Origin of the sequence: Paenibacillus antarcticus (assembly GCF_001637225.1) — a bacterium.
GTDB classification, from domain to species: domain Bacteria; phylum Bacillota; class Bacilli; order Paenibacillales; family Paenibacillaceae; genus Paenibacillus_AQ; species Paenibacillus_AQ antarcticus.
In genome coordinates, this window is sequence record NZ_LVJI01000015.1 from 150,173 (window position 1) to 173,646 (window position 23,474).

The 23,474-nt window shown below is 41.7% G+C and carries 21 protein-coding genes; 4 read left to right on the plus strand and 17 right to left on the minus strand.

All coding sequences use genetic code 11. The annotated features are described in order from the left end of the window. Window positions 1–11 precede the first annotated feature (11 nt). The 4 genes from PBAT_RS10690 to PBAT_RS10705 all read right to left on the minus strand — a co-directional run bounded on the left by PBAT_RS10690 (window position 12) and on the right by PBAT_RS10705 (window position 6,717). A complete protein-coding gene (locus tag PBAT_RS10690; RefSeq protein ID WP_068649330.1) occupies window positions 12–908 on the minus strand; it encodes a YicC/YloC family endoribonuclease in 897 nt (298 codons plus the stop codon). A gap of 35 nt (window positions 909–943) precedes the next feature. Then, window positions 944–2,815 (minus strand): bifunctional homocysteine S-methyltransferase/methylenetetrahydrofolate reductase, encoded by a 1,872-nt coding sequence (locus PBAT_RS10695; RefSeq protein ID WP_068649331.1) that lies wholly within the window; start codon window positions 2,813–2,815, stop codon window positions 944–946. Window positions 2,816–3,003: 188 nt separating this feature from the next. Further along, window positions 3,004–3,840 (minus strand): diaminopimelate epimerase, encoded by an 837-nt coding sequence (gene dapF / locus PBAT_RS10700; protein WP_068649333.1) that lies wholly within the window; start codon window positions 3,838–3,840, stop codon window positions 3,004–3,006. A 78-nt stretch (window positions 3,841–3,918) separates the two neighbouring features. Further along, window positions 3,919–6,717 (minus strand): calcium-translocating P-type ATPase, SERCA-type, encoded by a 2,799-nt coding sequence (locus PBAT_RS10705; RefSeq protein WP_068649336.1) that lies wholly within the window; start codon window positions 6,715–6,717, stop codon window positions 3,919–3,921. Between the two features lie 227 nt (window positions 6,718–6,944). On the opposite strand from PBAT_RS10705, the gene PBAT_RS10710 reads away from it, so the two are divergent. Beyond that, window positions 6,945–8,711 carry an Rqc2 family fibronectin-binding protein gene (locus PBAT_RS10710; protein WP_068649338.1) on the plus strand — a complete coding sequence of 589 codons (1,767 nt, stop codon included), beginning with the start codon at window positions 6,945–6,947 and terminating at the stop codon, window positions 8,709–8,711. Window positions 8,712–8,873: 162 nt separating this feature from the next. Here the strand turns inward: PBAT_RS10710 and PBAT_RS10715 are convergent, their stop codons facing one another. The 8 genes from PBAT_RS10715 to PBAT_RS10750 form a co-directional block, all read right to left on the minus strand. After that, window positions 8,874–9,722, minus strand: a complete 849-nt coding sequence (locus tag PBAT_RS10715; protein ID WP_068649340.1) for a PHP domain-containing protein — start codon at window positions 9,720–9,722, stop codon at window positions 8,874–8,876. Between the two features lie 50 nt (window positions 9,723–9,772). After that, window positions 9,773–10,663, minus strand: a complete 891-nt coding sequence (locus PBAT_RS10720; protein WP_068649342.1) for a selenium metabolism-associated LysR family transcriptional regulator — start codon at window positions 10,661–10,663, stop codon at window positions 9,773–9,775. A gap of 125 nt (window positions 10,664–10,788) precedes the next feature. Continuing rightward, the gene (locus PBAT_RS10725) at window positions 10,789–11,226 is read right to left on the minus strand and encodes a hypothetical protein (protein ID WP_068649344.1); all 438 of its coding nucleotides are present in this window, start codon (window positions 11,224–11,226) and stop codon (window positions 10,789–10,791) included. Window positions 11,227–11,510: 284 nt separating this feature from the next. Continuing rightward, window positions 11,511–11,774 carry a YlbG family protein gene (locus PBAT_RS10730; protein WP_068589610.1) on the minus strand — a complete coding sequence of 88 codons (264 nt, stop codon included), beginning with the start codon at window positions 11,772–11,774 and terminating at the stop codon, window positions 11,511–11,513. A gap of 33 nt (window positions 11,775–11,807) precedes the next feature. Beyond that, window positions 11,808–12,242 (minus strand): YlbF/YmcA family competence regulator, encoded by a 435-nt coding sequence (locus PBAT_RS10735; protein WP_068649346.1) that lies wholly within the window; start codon window positions 12,240–12,242, stop codon window positions 11,808–11,810. 113 nt (window positions 12,243–12,355) lie between these two features. Continuing rightward, window positions 12,356–14,059 (minus strand): helicase-associated domain-containing protein, encoded by a 1,704-nt coding sequence (locus PBAT_RS10740; protein WP_068649347.1) that lies wholly within the window; start codon window positions 14,057–14,059, stop codon window positions 12,356–12,358. Then, on the minus strand, window positions 14,056–15,789 hold the full coding sequence (locus tag PBAT_RS10745; protein ID WP_068649349.1) for a DNA repair helicase XPB: 1,734 nt from the start codon (window positions 15,787–15,789) through the stop codon (window positions 14,056–14,058). Before PBAT_RS10745 ends, PBAT_RS10740 begins: the two co-directional genes overlap by 4 nt. 155 nt (window positions 15,790–15,944) lie before the next feature. Beyond that, window positions 15,945–17,114 carry an amidohydrolase gene (locus tag PBAT_RS10750; protein ID WP_246168270.1) on the minus strand — a complete coding sequence of 390 codons (1,170 nt, stop codon included), beginning with the start codon at window positions 17,112–17,114 and terminating at the stop codon, window positions 15,945–15,947. A gap of 182 nt (window positions 17,115–17,296) precedes the next feature. Between PBAT_RS10750 and PBAT_RS10755 the strand changes: the two genes are divergently transcribed. Together PBAT_RS10755 and ftsW are read left to right on the plus strand one after the other, a co-directional pair. Next, window positions 17,297–17,644 carry a YugN family protein gene (locus PBAT_RS10755; RefSeq protein WP_068649353.1) on the plus strand — a complete coding sequence of 116 codons (348 nt, stop codon included), beginning with the start codon at window positions 17,297–17,299 and terminating at the stop codon, window positions 17,642–17,644. Between the two features lie 15 nt (window positions 17,645–17,659). Next, the gene (gene ftsW, locus PBAT_RS10760) at window positions 17,660–18,874 is read left to right on the plus strand and encodes a putative lipid II flippase FtsW (protein ID WP_068649355.1); all 1,215 of its coding nucleotides are present in this window, start codon (window positions 17,660–17,662) and stop codon (window positions 18,872–18,874) included. A gap of 27 nt (window positions 18,875–18,901) precedes the next feature. Here the strand turns inward: ftsW and PBAT_RS10765 are convergent, their stop codons facing one another. Further along, window positions 18,902–19,288 (minus strand): Asp23/Gls24 family envelope stress response protein, encoded by a 387-nt coding sequence (locus tag PBAT_RS10765; protein WP_068589589.1) that lies wholly within the window; start codon window positions 19,286–19,288, stop codon window positions 18,902–18,904. Between the two features lie 151 nt (window positions 19,289–19,439). On the opposite strand from PBAT_RS10765, the gene cax reads away from it, so the two are divergent. Continuing rightward, window positions 19,440–20,510, plus strand: a complete 1,071-nt coding sequence (gene cax / locus PBAT_RS10770; RefSeq protein ID WP_068649357.1) for a calcium/proton exchanger — start codon at window positions 19,440–19,442, stop codon at window positions 20,508–20,510. 89 nt (window positions 20,511–20,599) lie between these two features. On the opposite strand, the gene PBAT_RS10775 is transcribed toward cax, so the two are convergent. The 4 genes from PBAT_RS10775 to PBAT_RS10790 form a co-directional block, all read right to left on the minus strand. Continuing rightward, window positions 20,600–20,887, minus strand: a complete 288-nt coding sequence (locus tag PBAT_RS10775; protein ID WP_068589585.1) for an Fpa/YlaN family protein — start codon at window positions 20,885–20,887, stop codon at window positions 20,600–20,602. 131 nt (window positions 20,888–21,018) lie between these two features. Continuing rightward, complete coding sequence (locus PBAT_RS10780) at window positions 21,019–21,264, minus strand: HPr family phosphocarrier protein (RefSeq protein ID WP_068649359.1); 246 nt, start codon at window positions 21,262–21,264, stop codon at window positions 21,019–21,021. 89 nt (window positions 21,265–21,353) lie between these two features. Further along, a complete protein-coding gene (locus PBAT_RS10785) occupies window positions 21,354–22,469 on the minus strand; it encodes an aminopeptidase (protein ID WP_068649361.1) in 1,116 nt (371 codons plus the stop codon). Window positions 22,470–22,585: 116 nt separating this feature from the next. Next, the gene (locus tag PBAT_RS10790; RefSeq protein WP_068649363.1) at window positions 22,586–23,419 is read right to left on the minus strand and encodes a hypothetical protein; all 834 of its coding nucleotides are present in this window, start codon (window positions 23,417–23,419) and stop codon (window positions 22,586–22,588) included. Window positions 23,420–23,474 lie beyond the last annotated feature (55 nt).

Here is a 23,474-nt window from a genome sequence, read left to right on the forward strand (position 1 = left end):
ATGCATGATGCTTATTCAATGTTAGCTGCTTGTTCTCGAATTTTCTCTAGTTCTGCTTTCATTTCAACAACACGGTTAACCAGTGGCAAATAGTTAGCTTTCGACCCAATTGTATTGATTTCCCTATTCATTTCCTGAATGAGGAAATCCAATTTACGCCCGATTGACTCACCCGAAAGAAATAAATCCTTACATTGTTTCAAATGACTTTGCATTCGAATTAATTCTTCGTCAATGTTGGACCGATCCGCAAAAAGAGCTATCTCCATTGATAACTTATGGTCATCCAGACTAAGTGAATAGTCTTGTAATTCCGTAAGCCTTTGTCTCAGCCTCATGCGATGTTCCTCCACCACATGTGGCGCAAGGGCCACCATCTCATCATGTAGAACTTGCAAACGATGTAATCGCTGTTCAACATCCTGAGCTAAATGGAGCCCTTCCTTGAAACGCATAGACTTCAGATTCTCAAGTGCCTTCCGAAGTCCTTCCTGTAGAACTTCACCCCACGCCTCCATGTCTGCTTCATCAGCGCTAGGTTGATGATCAGGGGAGTGCAGGACATCAGGAAGGGAGAGTATATCCCTTACGGTCAACTTGCCTTCCAGACCATATTGATCATGAAGGATATCAACAGCTTGCATATACGCCTTAACGGCGGAATGATTTAATGTGGCGAATGCCACATGTTCCAATTCCGCCTCTTTATTCATATAAATATCAACCCGTCCGCGCTTCACGTACTGCTGTACCGTTCTTCTCAGAACATCCTCGAAGCACGTCCATTCCCGAGGCATCCTAAGTACAACTTCGCAGTAACGATGATTTACGGATTTGATCTCTATTTCAACCTTATACCCCCCATATTGCAGGGCAGATTGACCGTATCCGGTCATACTGAATGACATCGGCACCACATCCATTATTCTATTGTAATTGATAATTATGAACGAAACAAGGGGGTTACTTCGCGACCTGACCTCTTCCAGACATACTCCGTCAATTCAACACTCATCCCATAAAACATAAATGGCGTCATAATGTAGATTCCATTAAAGTGTTTCATCGCCTCATCAATCAATTCTTTTGCAATGGTAACACCCATCGCTCTTCCTTCTTCCCCTTCAAGACCAACCATACGTGCACGAACTTCTTCAGACAATTGAATACCTGGAACTTCATTGTGTAAATATTCAGCATTACGACCACTAGCTAACGGCATAATGCCAAGAAAGATTGGCGTATCCAAATGCGCTGTAGCTTCCTTGATAGCACCGATTAATTTGGGATCATACACAGGTTGCGTCATGATATAGTCTGCACCAGCAGCAATCTTCTTTTCTAAACGCTGTACAGCTTTATCAAGATGTTTAACATTAGGATTAAATGCGGCCCCCACAACAAAGTTCGCTTTCTGTTTCAATGGTTTGCCAGAGAAAGCTATGCCATCATTAAGTTGTTTGATCATTCGTATAATCTCAAAGGAAGTTAGGTCATATACAGAACTTGACCCCGGCAAATCTCCAAACTTGGCAGGGTCTCCTGTCACCGCAAGAACATGATCGATACCAAGAGCATCAAATCCCATTAAATGAGACTGCGTACCAATCAAATTACGGTCCCTACAAGCGATATGAATCAAGGGACGCATACCTGTCTGATCTTGTATTAGATAACCTAAGGCCATGTTGCTCATTCGGGTTACTGCAAGTGAGTTATCCGCTAGTGTCAATGCATCACAACCCGCTTTCTTAAGCGATTCAGCCCCAAGCATAAATTTCTTAATATCTAAGTCACGTGGAGGATCTAGTTCAACAATGACCGTATGCCGCTGTTTAACAAGATCAACAATCGTAGGCTCACGATCTTCAGCATCATCAATCGTAAGTTCATGTACTACACGTGGCGTAGGTATCGTTAACACGATATTTTTATCAATAGGACTAGGTACATAACCCGTGAGTGCCTTGGATATCTCTTTAATATGTTCAGGTGTTGTTCCGCAGCATCCCCCAATAATTCTCACACCCAAATCGGCAAATCGCAAAGCCATGGTCCCAAAATACTCAGGCGTTGCCGTATATCGAACTTCTCCATCCACATAGTCTGCTACCCCGGCATTTGGGAATACAGATACCGGTACACTTAATTGATTCCCAAGACTTTCAACAGCCCGCATCATCCCATTGGGACCCGTACGGCAATTAAAGCCAATCACATCAGCGCCTTCTTGCTGTAAAATATGTAATGCTTCAGTCATCGTATATCCATCTAGTGTTCGCGCCACATCTTCGACAGCAAATTGGCATACGACAGGTAAATCACTGAGTTTACGTACTCGTGATAACGCAATACTCAACTCTTCAACATCGTAGAATGATTCTAATAAGATACCGTCTACGCCTTCTGCAAGAAGTGCCGTAATTTGTTGTTCAAAATATAGTTTAAGCTTCTTCGTAGATACATTCGTGCGCTTCCCTCCACGTATCGAACCCACAGCACCAAGCACATATCCGTCAGGACCGGCTGCATCCCTAGCGATTCTCACACCAGCGCGATTAATTTCTTCTACCTTGGATTCTAGTCCGTACTTAGACAATTTATCAAAATTAGCAGAGAAGGTATTTGACTCCAATACCTGTGCCCCTACCTCCACATATCGACGATGAACATCCTTAATGACTTCAGGTGCAGTTAAGTTTAATTCTTCATAAGAAATTCCCACGGGGAAGCCCATTTGATACAAAAATGTACCCATCGCCCCGTCTCCGATTAACACGTTGTTCTCCCAAGCTTTCCGCAAATCCGGTTTCATGATTGCCGTCCTCCAACCCAGATAATAGTTTCGTATAAATGTATCATAGATCCCTATTAAAGATAAGCATTCTATATGAAAAATAATTCTAGGATTTAGGAGATTAAAAGAGAAAAGCTTGTAGCCTATATCTTTCGATACTTAGGCTACAAGCTAAGGTTAACCGTATTAGGATTGAATCTAGTCACTTACACTTCTATTTTTCCTGTATACACAACGGATGCCGGCCCTGTCATATACACATGGTTATCATCTTCATTCCATTCGATGAACAGATCACCACCCTTAAGACTTATCCAGGCTGAGCGATCTGTCTTTCCATTCAGCACAGAGGAGACAAGAGTGGCACATGCACCCGTTCCACAAGCTAATGTAGGACCCGCACCACGTTCCCACACCCGCATATCCACATGATTCCGGTCTTGAACTGTTGCAAATTCCACGTTCACTTTTTTAGGAAAGAACGGATGCACCTCAAGCGGTGGCCCCCACTTACCCAAATCAATTGAGGCAGCGTCTTCAACATAAATCACACAGTGAGGGTTACCCATAGATACGGCCGTGAAATGAAACTCTTGCCCTTCCACCTCGAGTGGATAATTCACGATTGGATTAGCTTTAAGCGTCGTGGGTATTTGAACACCATCTAATACTGGCTCTCCCATATCAACGGTAACTTTATCCACATTGCCATCCTTCACTTTAAGCTGTACATGTTGTGCACCCGCTCCTAAGGTCTCGATCGTGATCTGATCCTTCGTAACATAACCATGATCATACACATACTTCGCTACACATCGAATGGCATTTCCACACTGTTCCGCCTCTGAACCATCTGAATTGATAATTCGCATCCGGAAATCCGCAACATCTGAAGGCAGTATATAGACAAGTCCGTCAGCACCAATACCAAAGAATCTATGACATAAATTAACAGCTAGCTCCGAAGCATTATGAGGTAGTTCCTGTTCCCCGTATACAACAATAAAGTCATTACCTAATCCGTGCATTTTTGTAAATTCCATTTGCATCTCGCTCCTCTACAGCATCTACATCTACTGTAAAATAGCATACCGTACCGCCCTCGCTAGAATCTATTGATTTTATGCTGAAATCTTTGTACTTTTTGCCACGATTCGTTGATTTCCACCCGTTCTTTTCTTTCTTCCTCCCCAGACACTACCTGCCCCCATCAAGAACGTAGGAATGCCAGCTGCGACAATCGTAAGGGCCCATTCACGTAATCCGAGTGGAACGGTCTTGAATATAGGTTGAAGGGGTTCAATATAGAACACACCCAACATAAGAAGAACGGAAGAGAGAACAGCCAGAACCAAATATTTATTCTGAAATGGATTGCGGTGGAATACAGAACGTGAACTACGGCAATCGAACACATGGAACAACTGCGCCATAACTAGTGTAGCAAATGCGACGGACTGTGCTTTCAAGAGCTGACCAGGTTGATCTGGAGCGACACGTAAAGTGAGCCAAAAGGCAGCCAGCGTACAAATTCCGATTAGAAAACCGCGGCTAATAATTTTCCAACCCAGACGACGAGCAAATATGTTTTCTTTAGCACCTCGTGGTTTGTGCTCCATCAGGTCTTTCTCTGGTTGATCAACGCCTAATGCCATCGCTGGTAACCCATCTGTAACGAGATTAACCCATAATATCTGAATGGGTAGCAATGGCAGTGGTAGTGCAAGCATCATTGCGAAGAACATCGTCAAGATTTCCCCCACATTCGAAGCGAGCAGGTACCGAATGAACTTACGAATATTCTCATAGATGTTACGCCCTTCTTCAATCGCAGATACAATCGTAGAGAAATTGTCATCACTAAGAATTAAAGAAGAAGCTTCCTTCGTTACATCTGTTCCTGTGATACCCATCGCGATACCGATATCCGCTGCCTTGATGGCAGGCGCATCATTCACGCCATCGCCCGTCATGGCAACCACATGCCCTTTGCGCTGTAACGATTTGACGATACGAAGTTTATGTTCTGGAGATACGCGAGCATAAACATAGATTTGATCGACCTTAGCATCAAGTTGATCATCACTAAGTCGTGATAACTCCTGTCCAGATAGAGCTAGCCCTCCCCTAGGCAGAATGCCAAGTTGATGAGCAATCGCTTCCGCTGTCGTTCCATGGTCTCCTGTAATCATAACGGTCTTAATTCCTGCACGACGACACGTGGTGATTGCGTCTTTCACTTCGCGTCGGGGCGGATCTATCATTCCAGCAAGTCCTACAAAGACCAATTGTGATTCCGCTTCCGACTCACTGGACACCCTTTCTTGCGGACGTAATTCCCGAAACGCTGTACCGAGAACCCGTAATGCACCAGAAGCCATTTCTTCATTAGCATTTAATACCTGCTTACGCATCATACCTGTGAACGGAATAACATTTCCTCCCCACAGAATATGAGAACATTGATTCAGAAGTACATCTGGTGCTCCTTTGGTGTATAAGAGTCTTCCTCCCTGATGCGTCACAATAACAGACATGAGCTTACGTTCCGAGTCAAAGGGGAATTCTTGCTCCCGTTGATATACGCTACCAAGCGAATGCGGTGACATTCCCATTTTGGATGAAAGAGCCACTAGCGCACCTTCGGTTGGATCTCCCTTCAAATCCCATGTAGAAGTCGTCCCATTCTCCTCTTTTATCTTTTTCTTCCCACGTGTCTCATCCGTTACATTCTCTACAATCACAGAGTTGTTACACAATGCACTAATCTGAAGTAAACGGCGTAAACTTTGGTCATTCTTAAGGTCAACAGGACGTTTCCCTTCTAGTATCTGTCCTATCGGAGCGTAACCATCCCCTGTAACTTCCAATGATCTACCACCAACCCAGATAGACGTAACCGTCATCTTATTCTGAGTTAATGTTCCCGTCTTATCCGAGCAGATCACAGATGCACAGCCAAGTGTCTCCACCGACGGTAGCTTACGAACGATCGCTTTACGCTTAATCATCCGCTGCACACCAAGTGCCAATGCTACAGTCACAATAGCCGGTAACCCTTCAGGAATGGCAGCAACGGCTAAACTAACGCCTGCTAGCAACATACTCATGGCAGGCTGTCCGTGTAGAATACCTGCAGCAACGACCATAATGGTCAAGGCCAATGAGAGAATAATTAGAATTTTACCAAGTTGCTCTAATCGATGTTGTAGAGGCGTTTCCATGGATTCAGTATTTTGGATCAAATCAGCGATTTTACCCATTTCGGTGTTCATACCAGTCCGCACAACGATTCCTTTGGCTGTACCTCTGGTCATCATTGTACCCATGAACCCGATATTCTTCTGATCTCCGAGTGGCACATCCTCTTCACTTATGATTTGACAATGCTTCGTAACTGGTAAAGATTCACCTGTCAGTGCAGATTCTTCAATACTACAGCTGCTCGTCTCAATCCAACGCACATCGGCTGGGACCCGATCACCACTTTCCATGACAACCACATCACCAGGCACAAGTAAGCGAGTTGAGATAACGTCTAATTTGCCTCCTCGCAATACTTTTGCGCTTGGCGCAGATAACTGTTTGAGTGCGCGAAGTGAACGTTCTGCTCGAAACTCCTGAATAAATCCCAAAACGCCATTTAAGAGAATGATAGCAATGATCGTAACCGCGTCTAAATACTCACCTAGTAATCCAGATAATAGCGTTGCCCCCATTAATACAACGACCATAAAATCTTTAAATTGATTCAAAAAAAGAATAATGGGGGAGATTCGTTTCCCTTCGGTTAACTCATTCAAACCATGCTTCTTCCTTGACTCTTCCGCTTCCTCTTCCGTGAGGCCTTGCTGCGGCTGAACACCCATGACATGCTGTAGTTCTTCCGCATCCATCTGATGCCATTTTTTTAATTCCATGCTTTTACGTTCCCTCCCGGTCTATCTGCAGTTTTTAGCGGCGTAACAGCTTTTCCACCTGGTATAAGGTAATAATATTCGGACAGGACCTAAAATATCACAGGGTCTCCTCTTAAGTTTTTGTCCAAACTATGGCATCATAGAGAAAGTAAGATTTAATGAACCACTATAAACAAAACTTAAATGATGGAATCATGCTGAAACATGATAGATGGGAGATATAGATTATGGCATTAGACGGTATTGTCACACGGGCGATTGTACAAGAGCTACAAGTATATATTGGTGCTCGCATTAACAAAATATATCAACCGAACAGCCGAGATATTCTTTTCACTCTGCGTTCTAGACAAGGGAATTCTAAGTTATTACTCTCAGTCAATCCGACTTATCCACGCGTACAAATTACATCGAGTAGCTTTCTGAACCCACAAGAAGCGCCTATGTTCTGTATGCTTATGCGGAAACACTGTGAGAGCGGCACGATAGAAGATATCCAGCAAGTAGGGATGGAACGCGTTATACATATCTCTATTCGCCAACGTGACGAACTTGGAGATGTGTCATTAAAGAAGATTATTATTGAACTCATGGGCCGACACAGCAACATCATTCTCATGGATGCTTCAACCGGTACCATCTTAGATGGGATCCATCATGTCACGCCTGCGATCAGTAGCTTTCGCATAGTCATGCCTGGTGTCGCTTATACAGAACCTCCAGAACAGAATAAGCTGAATCCACTTGAAATTGATCAAGCTACATTCACGGAGTCATACAAAGACAAAGAGACGGATCAAGAGCCTATTTCTTGGATTGTCGACTCATTCAGTGGTCTAAGTCCATTAATTGCACAAGAAATCGTATTTCGTGCGCGTCAAGAGGCAGCTGGTGTAGACCAAGAATCAGGAACCGATGCAACTATACTTTGGCAAGCCTTTTCCCAAGTTATGGATGCCGTGAGACGTCACGAGTATAATCCCGTTATTGGAGCAAACGCCAAAGGAAAACTCGTATTCTCCGCCATTCCCCTTACAATGCTCGATAGCGACGTAACCACATACCATTCCATCAGTGAATGTATGGAGGAGTATTACGGAGATAAGGCAGAACGAGATACTGTGAAGCAGAAGGTAAGTGATCTACTTCGTTTTCTTAATAATGAACGGACTAAGAATATTAAAAAGCTCGATCATCTAAATGCGGATTTAATCGAAGCAGGAGACGCCGATCAATATCGCATCTGGGGTGAGCTTATCTTCGCCTCCCTGTATATGATCAATAAAGGGGACTCCACCGCTCAGTTGGTTAATTTCTATGATGAAGAACAATCGACAATTGAAATTCCGCTTGATCCTCTACTCAGCCCTACTGATAACGCTCAACGCTATTTCAAGAAATATAATAAATACAAAAATAGTCTTGTCGTCATCGATGAACAGTTGCATAAGACCCGCGAAGAGATTCGATATATGGAAGAGTTATTACAACAACTTGCGTATGCTTCAATGAATGATATCGAGGAAATCCGTGAAGAATTGATCCAACAACAATACTTGCGAGATCGAAGTAAGAAAACAAATAAGAAGAAGGTCAAGAAAAAGACCGATCGTCCTACGCTACATGTGTTTACATCTTCTGAAGGCATCGATATCTATGTTGGTAAAAATAATCTACAAAATGAATATGTCACTAACCGTTTGGCTAGCCCAAATGACACTTGGTTGCACACCAAAGATATCCCTGGATCACACGTTGTTATTCGCAGCGAAGAATTCGGAGAAGCCACTCTAGAGGAGGCAGCACAGCTTGCTGCTTATTTCAGCCAAGCCAAAGAATCTAGTAGTGTGCCTGTCGACACGACATTAATCCGGCATGTACGTAAACCAAGTGGATCAAAACCTGGTTTTGTGATTTATGATCATCAAAAGACATTGTTCGTCACACCGGATGAGCGACGAATTAAAGCATTGGCAAGCATCATTAAGAATTAAAACAATTTAAATTCCGATCGCTCTTGTCCACATTTTTTTGGGACGAAGCTGTCATATAAGCAAAAAAGCCACTCCATTGTTCTCGAGTGGCTTTTTTGCTTATATACTTGCCCAAACCGAACATACATTTAGTTTAGTAGAAGCAAGGTTAGCTCATTTTCATTAAATCCTGTTCAATTGTTCCAATACATTTATTGGAACCGTTACGCTTCCAATATCGCCATGAAATACCACACCTTGCCTTACACCATGGAAGTCGGATCCACCTGTCACGATCAGATCGTATTCCTCTGCCATAGCAAGATAGCGGGCTTCTTCCTCTTGTCCATGGTCTGAATGATAGACTTCAATTCCAGCAGGATTAGCAGTCTCAATAATCTCTCGAACAAGTACATCATCTTTATACAATCCTGGATGGGCAATGACCGGTGCCCCTCCCGCTTCCCTAATCCAACGACAGGCATCTTCTGGCGAGATACGTGTCTCCGATATGAACGCTCGCGCTCCTTCTGCTAAATAACGATCGAACGCATCACGCATATCTGAAGCATATCCTTTCTCAACTAGCACATCCGCTATATGCGGTCGACCAATGCTCTCATCAGGCAATAACGGACGACCTAAACCTATAACCACATCATCTAAGGTGATGTCTATATCTAATTCCTGAAGTTTAGCTATGATTTTCCCGTTGCGTAACTGCCGAGTCTCACGCAGCTTCCCAAGCCTCAATCGGAACTTAGCATCCTTATAGTCCACATAATAACCTAGTATATGAATATCTTTACCGCTAGCACGGGTACTAATCTCAACACCTGGCACAACAACAATCCCGTATTGTTCACCCGCAACCATAGCCTCTTCCACGCCGGCCACCGTATCATGATCAGTTATACTTAAAGCCGAGAGCCCTCTTTCTTTTGCCAGCTGAACATTTACCTTTGGTGCTTGCATACCATCCGAAGCTTGGGTATGCGTATGAAGATCACATCGTTTGTGCTGTTGGTTCATCGTCTCACCTTCTCCTTCATAATCATGATCTGCAAATAGGAATTCAATTATTATTTTTGTTGCCGTAAGAAAGAAAGGAATGTAACAGCTGAAATGGGTAGTAGCGTTGATTTCAGATGTATCGCATAGAACTTCCTTTTGAACTCTACATCTCTGATATCAATAATCTTAACCAGCCCTAATGCTGTTTCATGTTTCACTGATGATGGGGACAACATCGTAATCCCAAGACCCGCTTCAACAGCTGACTTCACGGCTCCTGTACTCCCAAGCTCCATCACCGCCTTAATATCACCAGGATTATATCCTTGCAGGACCAATTGATCTTCCATGACTTGACGCGTTCCAGATCCCTGTTCACGTAACACAAACGGATAATGTAGCACCTCTTCTAGGTTTACTTCATCCTTCTCAGCCAACGGATGCGCAGTCGGAACGATAAGTTTCAACTCATCTTGCATGACAGGATCAATAACCATGTCCGGGTGCTGGATCGGTGCTTCAATAAGTCCAAAATTAAGCTGGTGCTTACAAATTTCCTCTATTATTTGAGTCGTATTCATCACTTTCATCATGATATTAATTTGAGGATATTGCTGCCCGAAAGGCCCAAGTAACCTCGGAAGCGCATATTCACCAATCGTTAAGCTCGCCCCAAGCTGTAGTCTTCCCTCTAACTTATGAGCAAATGACGACATCGCCACATCTGCCTCTCTTGCTATATCAATGCTCTTTTGAGCATAAGGAAAAAGGGTCTTCCCGGATTCAGATAATTCAATTTTTTTGGTGGATCGAATTAGTAATTTTGTCCCGAAATAATCTTCTAGCGCTTGCACCTGCATCGTTACAGCAGGTTGCGTCATATGAAGCACTTGTGCCGCTGAGGAAAAGCTCCCACGTTCAGCAACGGTATGGAATATATGAAGCTGATGAAAATTCATAGTTTGCCGCCCCCTTCTTCGTGATACTATTGTAACGTAAACATCCAGAATCACACAAAAAAAACATGCAGTTCACAGGCTGCATGTCGCATATTAGGTAAAACACAATCTATATATATCCTACTTCATTTTCTTTTACGGGTGTTCTTGACCAATGTCATTCTACGACTATGTCTTAACCAAGAGTAATATGATTTCAAATCTCTTAATTCAATCGTCTCTGACATTTTCCCTAAGTACGTGACAATGATCATCTTATGTAGCGCATTCCCTATAAGGTCAACTTCTCTTTCTAGCTTGTTAAATTCAGCTACAACAACAATATCTTCATCAATCAAATATACATCTTGTTCATTGCGATAATAAGGTGTTATCCTGTGCTGCTTTAAGCATTCCCACATCCATGCTGCAATCTTATTGATATCATCCTCTCCATCTTGAACTCGATCCATATATCGAATTCTCGCATGGCTAGTGATGACGATGTCGGCTATCCGTTTATCACCAAGAACCACATAAAATGGTTCATACGTGCTGAAACGTTCCATTTCCTTGTCGCGCATGCGGTATCACTCTCCACCGTATAGGTCTTTATATCTAGTTAATTATGTATATATACCTAGTTACTATATTACATTATATACCTTTGAATCACAAGCAAGCTACCATTCAGAAAAAACAACTATGCCGACCATTAGAGTGGGTATCCGTCTCTATGGAGTTATAAAAAGTACGTATCAAATAAAAACTTATACATTCTTATATCCATACAAAAAAACGGCCCTCTACAGGGGCCGTATATCTTTATAGATAGAAATAATATGATAGACTCGCTTATTTAATGACTTTAAAGACCGTAATAGCTCGTTTTATCCGGGATATCACTGCTATACTCCGTCTGGATTTCATTACGATATGAACGTTCAATCTTACGTACATAGGAAAGCCGACGAATGTTCTTAGATACTTCTTCAGCACGGTCAGCATTTACATACATCGCTACATAGTGCATTTTTTTGGATATATAATGAACCGTTCCGTATTTCTCCAGATTCCGGGCCGCTTTTAAATCATTTACCCATATAATATAACCTGTTCGTTCCGCAAACATCTTCTTTCCACCTCTCTTTCTACAACTTCTTACCTAACCACAGCCACATGCACCACCGCTACTACAACCCTTAGGCTGAGGGTCATTACTAGGAACTTTGATGGTATCCGATACCGAGAAAGCAATGGTCTCCGACATCTGATGTAGCATATCATCAAGTCTCTTCTCTGCTCTTTGGAAGTTCCGAACTTCCTCATACATTTCAAGTTCCAATTCCACCGCACTCACAGCATCTTTAGCTGCATGATAATCAGGATGGAAATGCCCAAAACGTTGTGTTTCATCAAATAATTCTTTCTTAGCTTCTAACTGCTTAACCAAAGACTGAATGCCCTCGTGAGCATCAACTTGCCGCTTCCAATATAGATAATCTGACACATCGACAGACTGATTAATCAAATCGCCTAATTCATATGCGTACATCAACACTTGCGCCATGTCGACTGTTTGTAATTCTGATACGCTCATGAACTTCACCCTCTACTCTATAAAAAGTTCTACTTATCTTTCGTAGACTATTCCATCATATCATATCAATCACATCTTATGAAGCGTTTTCCATATCGTGTCACTTGGTTTTATTAGGTGAAATTAGGCACAATCAACCTCAGTTCCTTCCAATCACTTGGTGACAGTTGAATTCGTTCATATTGCATCATCACAGGGTTATACACTTCTCCTGAAATCACATAAGGATTATGAGTTACATGTAACGGAATAAAATCCACTTCTTGAGCACCAAGAGATACCTTTACCTTTGTCTTCCACAAGAGTGCTTGTTCCATCATTTGAAGTCCCGTAGAGAAGTGGTAGCTTCTAAATTCTCTGGTCCACATCATCGGAATTTGCTCAATTCCCGGAAAGAATGATTCGGGTAAAGGCATATCATTTTCAATATGAACTAAATGAACAGGAGCAATCTCCTTAATAAAGTTTTTTCTGACATCCCATGTTTCTTTCACTTGTTGTTCTGAGAAATAATCCATCCGTGTTTCTATTCCCGATGAAGACGAGATTATCTCTGAATGATTCGTATCTTTATCCCATTGCCTAAGTGTCAATGAAATATGTTCCGGCACGCCTGTCTCTGAATATTCAGCCATGAAATTCAAGATTTCATCAATCCTCACACCTCTTTTTACAGCTCGCGTAATACTTTCCTTCGTAAGTCTGTATATGGACATGCGGTCACTCTTACCTATATCGGTGAACATCATTAATTTCCAACGTAATACATAGGGAACATCCGGCAATACAATAATGTCAAAATCAGGTTGTACATAGTATCTACTCGTAATAGCATCATCCGATGTTGAGAAATCCCATCTATCATCATGAAACACATTCAACACTATATCAGCTGAAATACTCCAACGGAAGCAAATACGATCGCCTGACACCATCCCAACATCCACCCAACCGAAACCAGCGAGAGCACGCAACCAAGCTTTAGCACGTATCCTCATCTCATCACGCTGAGAGCTATTTACCATCTGTTCCTGAATCATCCAATCTAACAGCCGCTCTACCTCAACCCACTGACCTGAGAGAAATACAGGTTGACGGATTAAACAGCACCAATGCTGCATTTCAGGATGATACGCCCCGTATCTCTCGATTATTATTTCAACAATGACACTTGTCATTTGTTCCGTATTCATGTTTAGCCACATATTCAACGATTTCTCTTGTACAACAATCTGCTTGGGTTCCTTCGTGACCAGTTTTAAATAGTAAAGTAAATCTAAGATAATCGCGACTTGTAAAGGAACATGTTCAGCGTCAGTTATTTGTAATGGAAGCTCATTCAAATCCTCTTCTTTAAGATTTAATCTCTCTATTAACTTTTGAATACTTTTTTTATGTACTATCCCTTTTGTTGTAAGTGGTAGTTGATCTATTGCAACAAATACTATCGTATGAAATAGGTCCAGGACGAGCCCCGGTTTAGCCTCATTCATGATTTGCACTTCTTCTTTCACTTCTATTAAATTATGTGTGTATAGCATATGGTGAAGTGGCTGTAACTGATCTATTGGAATGTAATACAACTGCTCCCCCCAAGAACGTTTTTGGACATGTATATATCCCTTTTTCCTAAGGACTAGGAAAGAAAGAAGGTGTTCCGCCCCACTACATCCATTTAATCGCAACCTCATAAAGTTAGCATCATTAAATGACTGACCTGCAAAACACGCATATATTCTTCTCAATATCTTTTGCTCGCAAGCACTTAATGATGAAATATCAGCGACCTTTTTAATATTGGGTTGATCTCTGTTCATTGGAGGATATGCCCTCCCTTTATATATCTATCTTTCATATTTATTGACGTTAACATATCAGGATCTGGTTGAACCTGAATCGCATATTCATATCCTTGTTCAATAAGAAACATCTGCCGTTGGATCGCAAAATCTTCCTCTTTACTATCTTTAGTCACTAATGTATAGAAATAGGCTCTATTATCTGCCGACTTGGGACGTAATATTCTTCCAAGCCTCTGAGCCTCTTCTTGACGCGACCCAAAGCTTCCTGACACTTCTATAGCCACAGATGCATCAGGTAGGTCTACGGCGAAGTTAGCGACCTTAGAGACGACAAGAATTCGAACCTCACCTCTTCTAAAAGAATCATATAAACCATTTCGCTCTTGCTGTGACATTTTCCCGCTAATCAATGGTGCCCCAATAGATGCTGAAATCCATTCAAGCTGATCTAAATATTGCCCGATCACAAGAACACACGACTGCGGATGTTGTTGTAAAATACGGCTAATAACCGTTAATTTGGCTGGGTTCTCTGCAGCAATCCTAAATTTATGTTTACCTTCGGCACAGTGATACTTATCCTTAAGATCAATACTCATAGGTACTCTAATCTCGACACAGTCAACCTTTGCAATCCAACCCTTTAATTCCAGTTGTCTCCAAGGCATATCATAACGTTTTGGCCCAACTAATGAGAAGACATCTTGTTCGCAACCATCCTCACGAACCAATGTCGCTGTTAAGCCTAACCGACGTGTAGCCTGAATCTCTGCCGTCGCACGAAATACGGGTGCAGGTAAAAGATGAACCTCATCATATATAATAAGACCCCATTGCCGTTCATTAAAAAGTTTCATATGTTCAAATTCACTATCTTTCGTCCGACGGTGTGTAAGAATTTGATATGTCGCTACCGTGACAGGCTTAACTTCTTTTCTCTGTCCGGAATATTCACCAATTTCAGATGCGACAAGCGTCGTCTTTAATGCTATTTCATCCATCCATTGTCGAACAGACGTGGTGTTGGACGTTAAGATTAATGTCTCACATTGTAATCTTTCCATAACAGCCATTCCGATCACAGTCTTCCCACCACCACATGGAAGTACAACTACTCCACTGCCTCCACTACCAGGTAAGCCTTCAAATGCTTTGACCGCATCCTTCTGATAATCTCGCAATTGAAACGATTCTTTAGCCCCCGCTTCTTTCCATGAAAAAGATAATCGTTGACCATCATCGTAACCAGCCAGATCGATAACCGGATAACCTAGCCTTGTTAACTCTTGTTTCATCCATCCACGACGTGCGCCATGAAAAGCCATTTCAGTCATAGATATTCTTCGCATACCAAGCAAGAGCATTCCAACCCTCTGAATGACTTCATCCATTAGTTGGGTATCTGCACTTTTCAGAATGAGTTGATAAGGGACATTGGGATCTACTTCAAGCGTCAGCTTTCCATATCGACTGACCAGATCACGAATATCCTGTATCAATCCTAATGGAACATCCCAGCGTGACATCGAGTGAAGACTATCCACAACCCTTGTCGCAGACCACCCGAGTGCAGCAGCATTCCATAAAGAAAGTGGCGTAATTCTGTACGTATGAAATGAAGAAGGACTCTTCACTAACTCTGCGTAAAAGGAAAGCTGTTCACGTGCCTCCTCAAATGCGCAATGGCCACATTCGAGTAACACCATCCGATCATGTTGTACAATACATGGCTTGCTGTTATCCATAACTACCTCCCTCTCTAATCGCGAAGAAGCCCATCTCCATAACGTGCTAGAGATGAACTTCTTGTTATAGCTTTTCCCAAATTAGAGAGGATCATGCAATATAAAACAAACAGAACCTTATCACTAGTAGCCTCCGTTTGTTTTGCATTCATCATTTATAGCGTATGTGACTCAACCATAGCTACTAACATTTTGAGCCCGTCAAGCATTGCTGTTTCATCAAAGTCAAAGAGAGCATGATGGTGGGGATAATCCATTCCTCTATCTTTGTTACCTGCTCCAATAAACATGAAGCATCCTGGAACTTGTTGTACATAATATGCGAAATCCTCTGCGGGCATAAGTTTAGGTAATATCTGAACACATTCAGTTGCATACATTTTCAATGCTACATTAAAGAAACGTTCTACTTCGTTAGCATCATTAACTAGCGGAGGATATCCCATGACATAGTCAATCGTTGCTTCTGCACCATAGGCTTGAGCCGTGAGAGCTGCCATCGATTCAATCCTTTGTCGAATATGCCCCCTCGTTTCTTCATCAAAGGTTCGAACGGTGCCTGAAATTTGACACTTCTCTGCAATCACGTTCTGGGCAGTCCCCCCTTTAATCGTTCCTACGGTTACAACAGCTGGTAGAAGCGGATCAACAGAACGACTGACGATACTTTGCAATTGCATAACAAGGGCTGAACCCGCTACGATACTATCAATGGTCACATGAGGAATTCCCCCATGACCACCCTTTCCAATAATATCAATAAAGAATTCATCGGCAGCCGCCATAAACGGGCCAGCAGCACTACCAATGGTTCCTACTGGAAGAGGCGTCCACAAATGAAGACCATAAATAACATCTACACCTTGCAACACACCACCCTTAATCATACCTTGTGCTCCCCCAGGACAGACTTCCTCTGCTGGTTGAAATATAAATATAAGTTCTCCTCGAAGTTCACTTCGATGATCGCTAAAGTAAGTTGCCACACCCAATAGTATGGCGGTGTGACCGTCGTGACCACACGCATGCATGACGCCTTTCACTTCTGAAGTATACTCACATTGCTTCTCATCATGAATCGGTAGCGCATCCATATCTGCACGCAATGCAATCTTCCTTCCAGGCAGTTCTCCTTTAAGAGAAGCAACAACTCCATAACCCCCTCCGAAGTTCGTCTGTACTTCTATGCCAAGCATTCGTAATGTCGTAGCCACGAACTCAGCTGTATTCTTTTCTTGATATGACAACTCTGGGTGACGGTGTAAATGCCTTCTCCACGCGATCATTTTAAGCTGTATTTCATTTAAAAGCCGTTCTTCGATCATTATAATCCGCTCCATTTCGGGATGTAGAGTCCAAATTCCATCCTTATCTTGTTTCTATTGTATCAGAAATGGCTTATCGAGTGGGCATTCACCACGATACACTCTTGCTTGCAGAAGTTCCCGAAACATAATATCATGAATAAAGAACTTTAGAGGTTAACGAATAAGGAGATGAATAAGCGATGATTATTGAGAATTCAGGACTAGACGGGCTAAAGTGTGACCTAGCTTATATGGATGAATCAGCAGAGAAATCAGGATTTTTCCGGTGGCAATGGGAATATTATCGCGCTACATACGAATATAAAATTGAGGATGCGCATAACAAGGAAGAATATTTCGTTCGTATTAATACGCGCGCGATTGAGGGTAAATTAGAGAAACCAGATACGATTCTAGCAGTAGAAGCCGTATATATGGGCAGGGGAACTTTCCCTCATGGGCTGGATTACGAAACACCGATTCCTGGGCCGATCCAAGCGATTGCGAATAAAAAATTAAGCCAATTCAAAGCAATACTTGAAGCCTAATATGGTATTACAGTTATGAAGGAAAACAAGCCCCAGCCTACTAAGGGGACGCCCGATTTCCAGTTACTCATCCTTACTTTACTACTCGTGGGATTTGGCATCGTCATGGTGTATAGTTCGAGCATAGCTATTGCCTATGCCAAACATAACAATGATGCTCTGTATTTCACGAAGCGTCAATTCATATCCGTAAGTATCGGTATCATTCTTATGTTTATCACGATGAATATTCCCTATCAGAAATACAAAAAATTGTTCATACCATTTTTTATTATCACGATTGTAATGCTCGCTTTAGTACCTTATCTTGGTCAATTAGTAAATGGGGCACGCAGCTGGTACCGGATCGGACCGCTCAGTATCCAACCCACTGAATTCGCTAAGCTTGCAACCATACTCTATCTTGCAGCTCTGATCACCAAGAAAGGTGAGCGACTGCGTGATCTCAAAAAAGGTTTTATTCCTGTTATGTTGATTGCCGGAGGTGTTGCGGGTCTCATCATGATGCAACCTGATTTTGGTTCTTGTATGATTCTGGTCGGTACCTGTGGCCTTATTATCTACGCAGGTGGAGCTAGTATGAAGCATATTATGGGCTCTATCGGATTATTTGTTCTAGGGGCTGGTATCGTACTTGGTATGAGTTCACTCATAGACTCTCTTTCTCACTCAGATACGCCAACTACTGCCACTCAGAACTATAAGAAGGATCGTATAACCGTTTTCTTAGATCCATTTAAAGACGAGGAAGGTGCAGGATACAATCTAATTCAATCCTTAACAGCAATTGGACAAGGTGGGGTCACAGGATCTGGATTTGGTCAAAGTATTCAGAAACTTCATTATCTCCCGAACTCCTACAATGACTTTATCTTCGCTGTCATTGGTGAGGAATTTGGATTTATCGGTACTGCATTCTTTCTTCTATTCTACTTATACTTCATTTGGCGGGGCATATTAATTTCTCTTCGATGTCCCGACCCATTCGGAACGTTAGTAGGCATAGGAGTCATGGGACTCATATCCATTCAAGCTTTTATTAATATCGGCGGGGTTACTCAGACCATACCGTTAACAGGAGTTACCCTACCCTTCATAAGTTACGGGGGTTCATCTACGCTTGTTATGTTAATGAGTATGGGCGTTCTATTGAGTATTTCCCGTGAGAGCAACAAACCTATGAAACAGGAATATATTAAATCACAAAAAGACTATCGGGCAACCCGATAGTCTTTTTGTGTATAATTGAATCCATCATTATTTAGTTCGAATAACTAAATCCTCAATCTCATCATCTTTGAAGGCAACACCTTCGACTTTAACATTCACTTCAACCACTTGTAGACCTGACATACTCTCTACAGCTTCACGCACATTTTGCTGCAACATACGACATACTTCATGTATAGGTGTCTCATAGAGCACGATAATACGTAAATCAATAGCTGCTTCTAGCTGACCTACTTCAACCGTAACTCCTTTTTGAACATTTTTCCCACTAAGACGTTTAGCCCATCCTTCGGATAGCCCTCCAGACATTGCAGCAATACCCGGTGTTTCCAGTGCTGCCATGCCGGCAATTTTCGAGACGACATCATTCGAAATTCGTATATTTCCTACTTCCACTCGAAGTTGTTCCGTCATGCCCATCCCTCCTTATACCTCATTATTCGTAATTGTAAATCCAAAAGGATCTAAATGCAAATAGTCATTCAGAAAAAATGTTTACAGTAAGTCATTAAGTGGGTATATTTTATATGAATTTGAAAATACATAACTATAGAGGTGTTTAATAATGAAAAAAAGGATTACTCCGTCCCTGCTTGTCATCACATTTATTTTAAGTGCAATAGGACATTATGTGGGTTGGGATCCTACACTCCAATTCATATTGTCAGCCATTGCCGTCATTTTCGTTGCGGGCTTTCTTGGTAAAGCCACCGAAAATGTTGCTCATTATGCAGGTCAGCGACTCGGAGGATTCCTAAATGCTACGTTCGGTAATGCTGCTGAACTTATCATTGCGATTTTTCTAGTACGAGAGGGACTTTTCGATATGGTAAAAGCCAGCTTAACTGGTTCTATCATTGGTAACCTACTATTAGTCCTTGGGCTGAGTCTCTTCGCAGGAGGAATGAAATTCAAAGTACAGAATTTCAACGTGACACTCGCTGGACTTAACGGTTCTCTCATGATCGTCGCTGTTATTGCCCTGTTTATTCCTGCTGTTTTCTTAAACACTCACGCCATTACGGCGAGCGAGACAACTACGCTCAGCTTAGTGGTAGCGGGTATCCTTATCTTTGCTTACATCGCTTGGCTACTATTCTCAATGATTACACACAAAAAGTATTTAGCCGATGTTGCAGATGCATCTCAAGAAGAACTTGCGCATGAACACGTAGCACATTGGTCTAAGCGTAAATCCATCGTGTTTCTTATATTAGCCACGGTCATGGTCGCGTTTGTAAGTGAATGGATGGTGGGCACGCTTGATTCAGTAACCGCTCGTTTTGGCCTTAGTGAGATATTTGTAGGTGCTTTCTTAGTAGCTATTATAGGAAATGCAGCCGAACATAGCGCAGCAATCATGCTAGCTATGAAGAACAAGATCGGTGCTTCTGTTGAAATAGCTGTGGGGAGTAGCTTACAGATTGCTTTATTCGTAGCACCTGTACTTATATTCATCAGTTATTTCACAGGTAATACCATGGATATTGTGTTTACAACCATTGAATTAGTGGCCATTGGGGTCTCTGTATTCATTGCTAAGTCTATTATCCAAGACGGATCAACCAACTGGTACGAAGGGCTTCTACTTTTAGTCATTTATGTTATTTTGGGCGTATCCTTTTATCTAGTTTAGATCATTATTTGGAAATCAGAAAAATGCATGCCAGATTATCGGCATGCATTTTTTTTGAAAAAATTCTATGTATGCCTGCGGTTCACAGGCTACTCTTTGTTGTTCATTGCCTCGTAAAGAATGGCAAGGTTACGCTCAAGCTGACTAACCAACTGTCTTCCCGCAAATTCCTCTAATAAACCTATGCGTACCGCGAAATCAACTTCTTTAGAGAAGCCATACATTTGGGTATCTAGCACTTCCTCATAGAGAGGGCAGTAACGCGTTGCTAAATTCTCCATTTGTACTTCAATAAGCTTTTGAATTTTATCTGCATCTTCTTGTAGAAGATTGATCGCTTTGAGATTCAAATGTTCCTGTAAATCAGACGAAGTCATGTCTCTTCCCCCTATGTCCAAAAGTCACAGCTTTAATTCTAATCTTAATATTAGACGATAATACCCATCAATACAAGAACCCAGAAAAAAAAGCACCCTCACTTGTAGAAGTAAGGGTGCTTTCACTCACATTAATCAGTGATAACGACGATTTGCAAACCATGTTTTGCAAAAACTTCTGTCATTGTTACTTTTGCTTCTTCAGCATCCGTACCATGAATATGTAATTCATAGTCCTTATGGCTGACAAGTGTAGTAAATAAGCCCAAAATACTCTTAACATCGATGTACTTATTGTCTGCTTGAAGTACGATGGAAGAACTGAACTTACCTGCTGTTTGAGCAATTTCTACAACTGCTGCATTGTTACTGGACATAGAAGATCCCTCCGTAACTTATATTATTTATGGTTATTAACTCCATAATGATACCTTGAATCCGCTTTCTGATGCAAGTCATTTATGTGTTATTTCAATTGATCCGGGTTCAACCCCTGAAGCTCAGGAATAACAAACAATCCATCCTTACGAATCAGGATATCATCGAAGTAAATCTCACCACCACCGTAATCAGGACGTTGAATCAGCACCAAATCCCAATGAATCGATGAGTTGTTCCCATTATTGGTAACATCGTAAGCTTGGCCAGGTGTAAAGTGTAGACTTCCTGCAATTTTCTCATCGAATAGAATATCTTTCATAGGATGAAGAATGTATGGATTAAAACCAATTGCAAATTCACCGATATAACGTGCACCTTCATCCGAATCCAAGATGTCGTTAAGACGTGCAGTTTCATTACTTGTTGCTTCAACAATTTTTCCGTCTTTAAATGTAAACTTAATATTTTCAAAAGAAATGCCATTATATACAGTCGGTGTATTGTAACTAATTGTTCCGTTCACCGAGTTACGTACAGGCGCGCTATACACTTCACCATCAGGAATATTCTTTTCACCCGAACATTTCTCTGCACCAATTTCTTTGATAGAGAATGTAAGGTCAGTACCTGGACTTGTAATACGCACTTTGTCCGTTTTTCTCATAAGCTCTGCAAGGGGATCTTGAGCAACATCCATCTTGGCATAATCAAGATTACACACGTCAAAGTAGAAGTCTTCAAATGCTTCTGTACTTTTGTTCGCCAACTGCGCCATACTTGCATTTGGGTAGCGAAGAACAACCCATTTGGTATGGTTAACCCGTTGTTGACTATGTACCTTATGACTATAAATGGAATTATAGAGTTTCATTTTCTCCTCTGGCACATCAGACATATCATTCACATTTTCACCAGCACGAATACCGATGTAACAGTCCATTTTCTTCATACGTTCCAAATCAAGCTCAGCCCATGTCTCCATTTGTTCCGAGGATGCATGAGTAAACATTGTCCGTTGTACTGATTTATCTGTCAGTTCAACGAAAGAGTTACCACCTTTGTTAGCTACCTCTTCAATAATAGCTTTTAGAAGGTCTCTTTCAGTACCAATCATTTCTATTAATACATTTTCACCAGGTTGTACATTCACAGAATATCCAACCAAATTCTTTGCTAATTTTTGAATTCTAGGATCTTTCATACTCCATTTTCCTCCTTAAAATCTATCCATATCTATTTGAACAACGGTTAATTCTTAAACCATTGTACCATGATCGAAGTGCCAAGTCAGCAGGATATGGACTGTCTACACGAGGTTTATAATTGAAAAGTAACATCATTCACCACGGTTTCACTCTGTTCATTCCCTTCAAGATCCAGATAGGACATCTTACTTTCCGAAGTTAGCCTTAATGGAAGGTCACTTCTACTATCAATCGTCATATGGTAAACAGTACCCACCTTGGCCTGTTTCAACATCGTCTGTAACTGCTTATCTCCTTGTTGCCAAATTGACTCAAGCTCAGAACGAACTTTCAAAGAATACGTTGTTTGTTGCTTGTCCAGTTCCTCTCGTAAACCATCCATTTCTCTGCTTAGTTGCTTGACTAACCATTTATGTGCATCTTCTGAATTCAGTTCAATTCGAAGAACTCTAGTCCCTCTAGATGCACCCACTTCCTCTGTAATGGTCTTAGTTAATCCGCTAATCTCTTCTAACTGATCTAATGGATTAAACCTGACTAGAGCTTGAACCGCCTGTTTACCGGCATTTGAGGTGTGAATCCAACCCCCATTCATACGTCGGAAATCTGCGGAAATTGGATTTGAACTATTTTTCTCTTTTTTAACCACAGATACACTTGCCTTCGTTGCCGTTTGTACAGGTAATGTACTTTGCATAGCCAATTCATCATGATTTGTTAATTGTCCTTCATACGAGAAATGTTGTTCAAACTGACGCTGTTCATTCCTTCTTAACGCAGCTTTTCCTACAAAGGAAAATGCCTCACTACCAGCTAAACCACTTACTGAGACTTGAAACTGCTCTTCAGGAGACGCATTCGCCGAGAATAAGTTGCATCCAGATAATAAGCAACATAATGCTACAACAGATATCCAAGACCTCAATTTCAAAACACCATATGTCATCTTTATATGCTCCTCATACGTATATTTCCTCAAGTCAGACTTCTCTAAATAATGA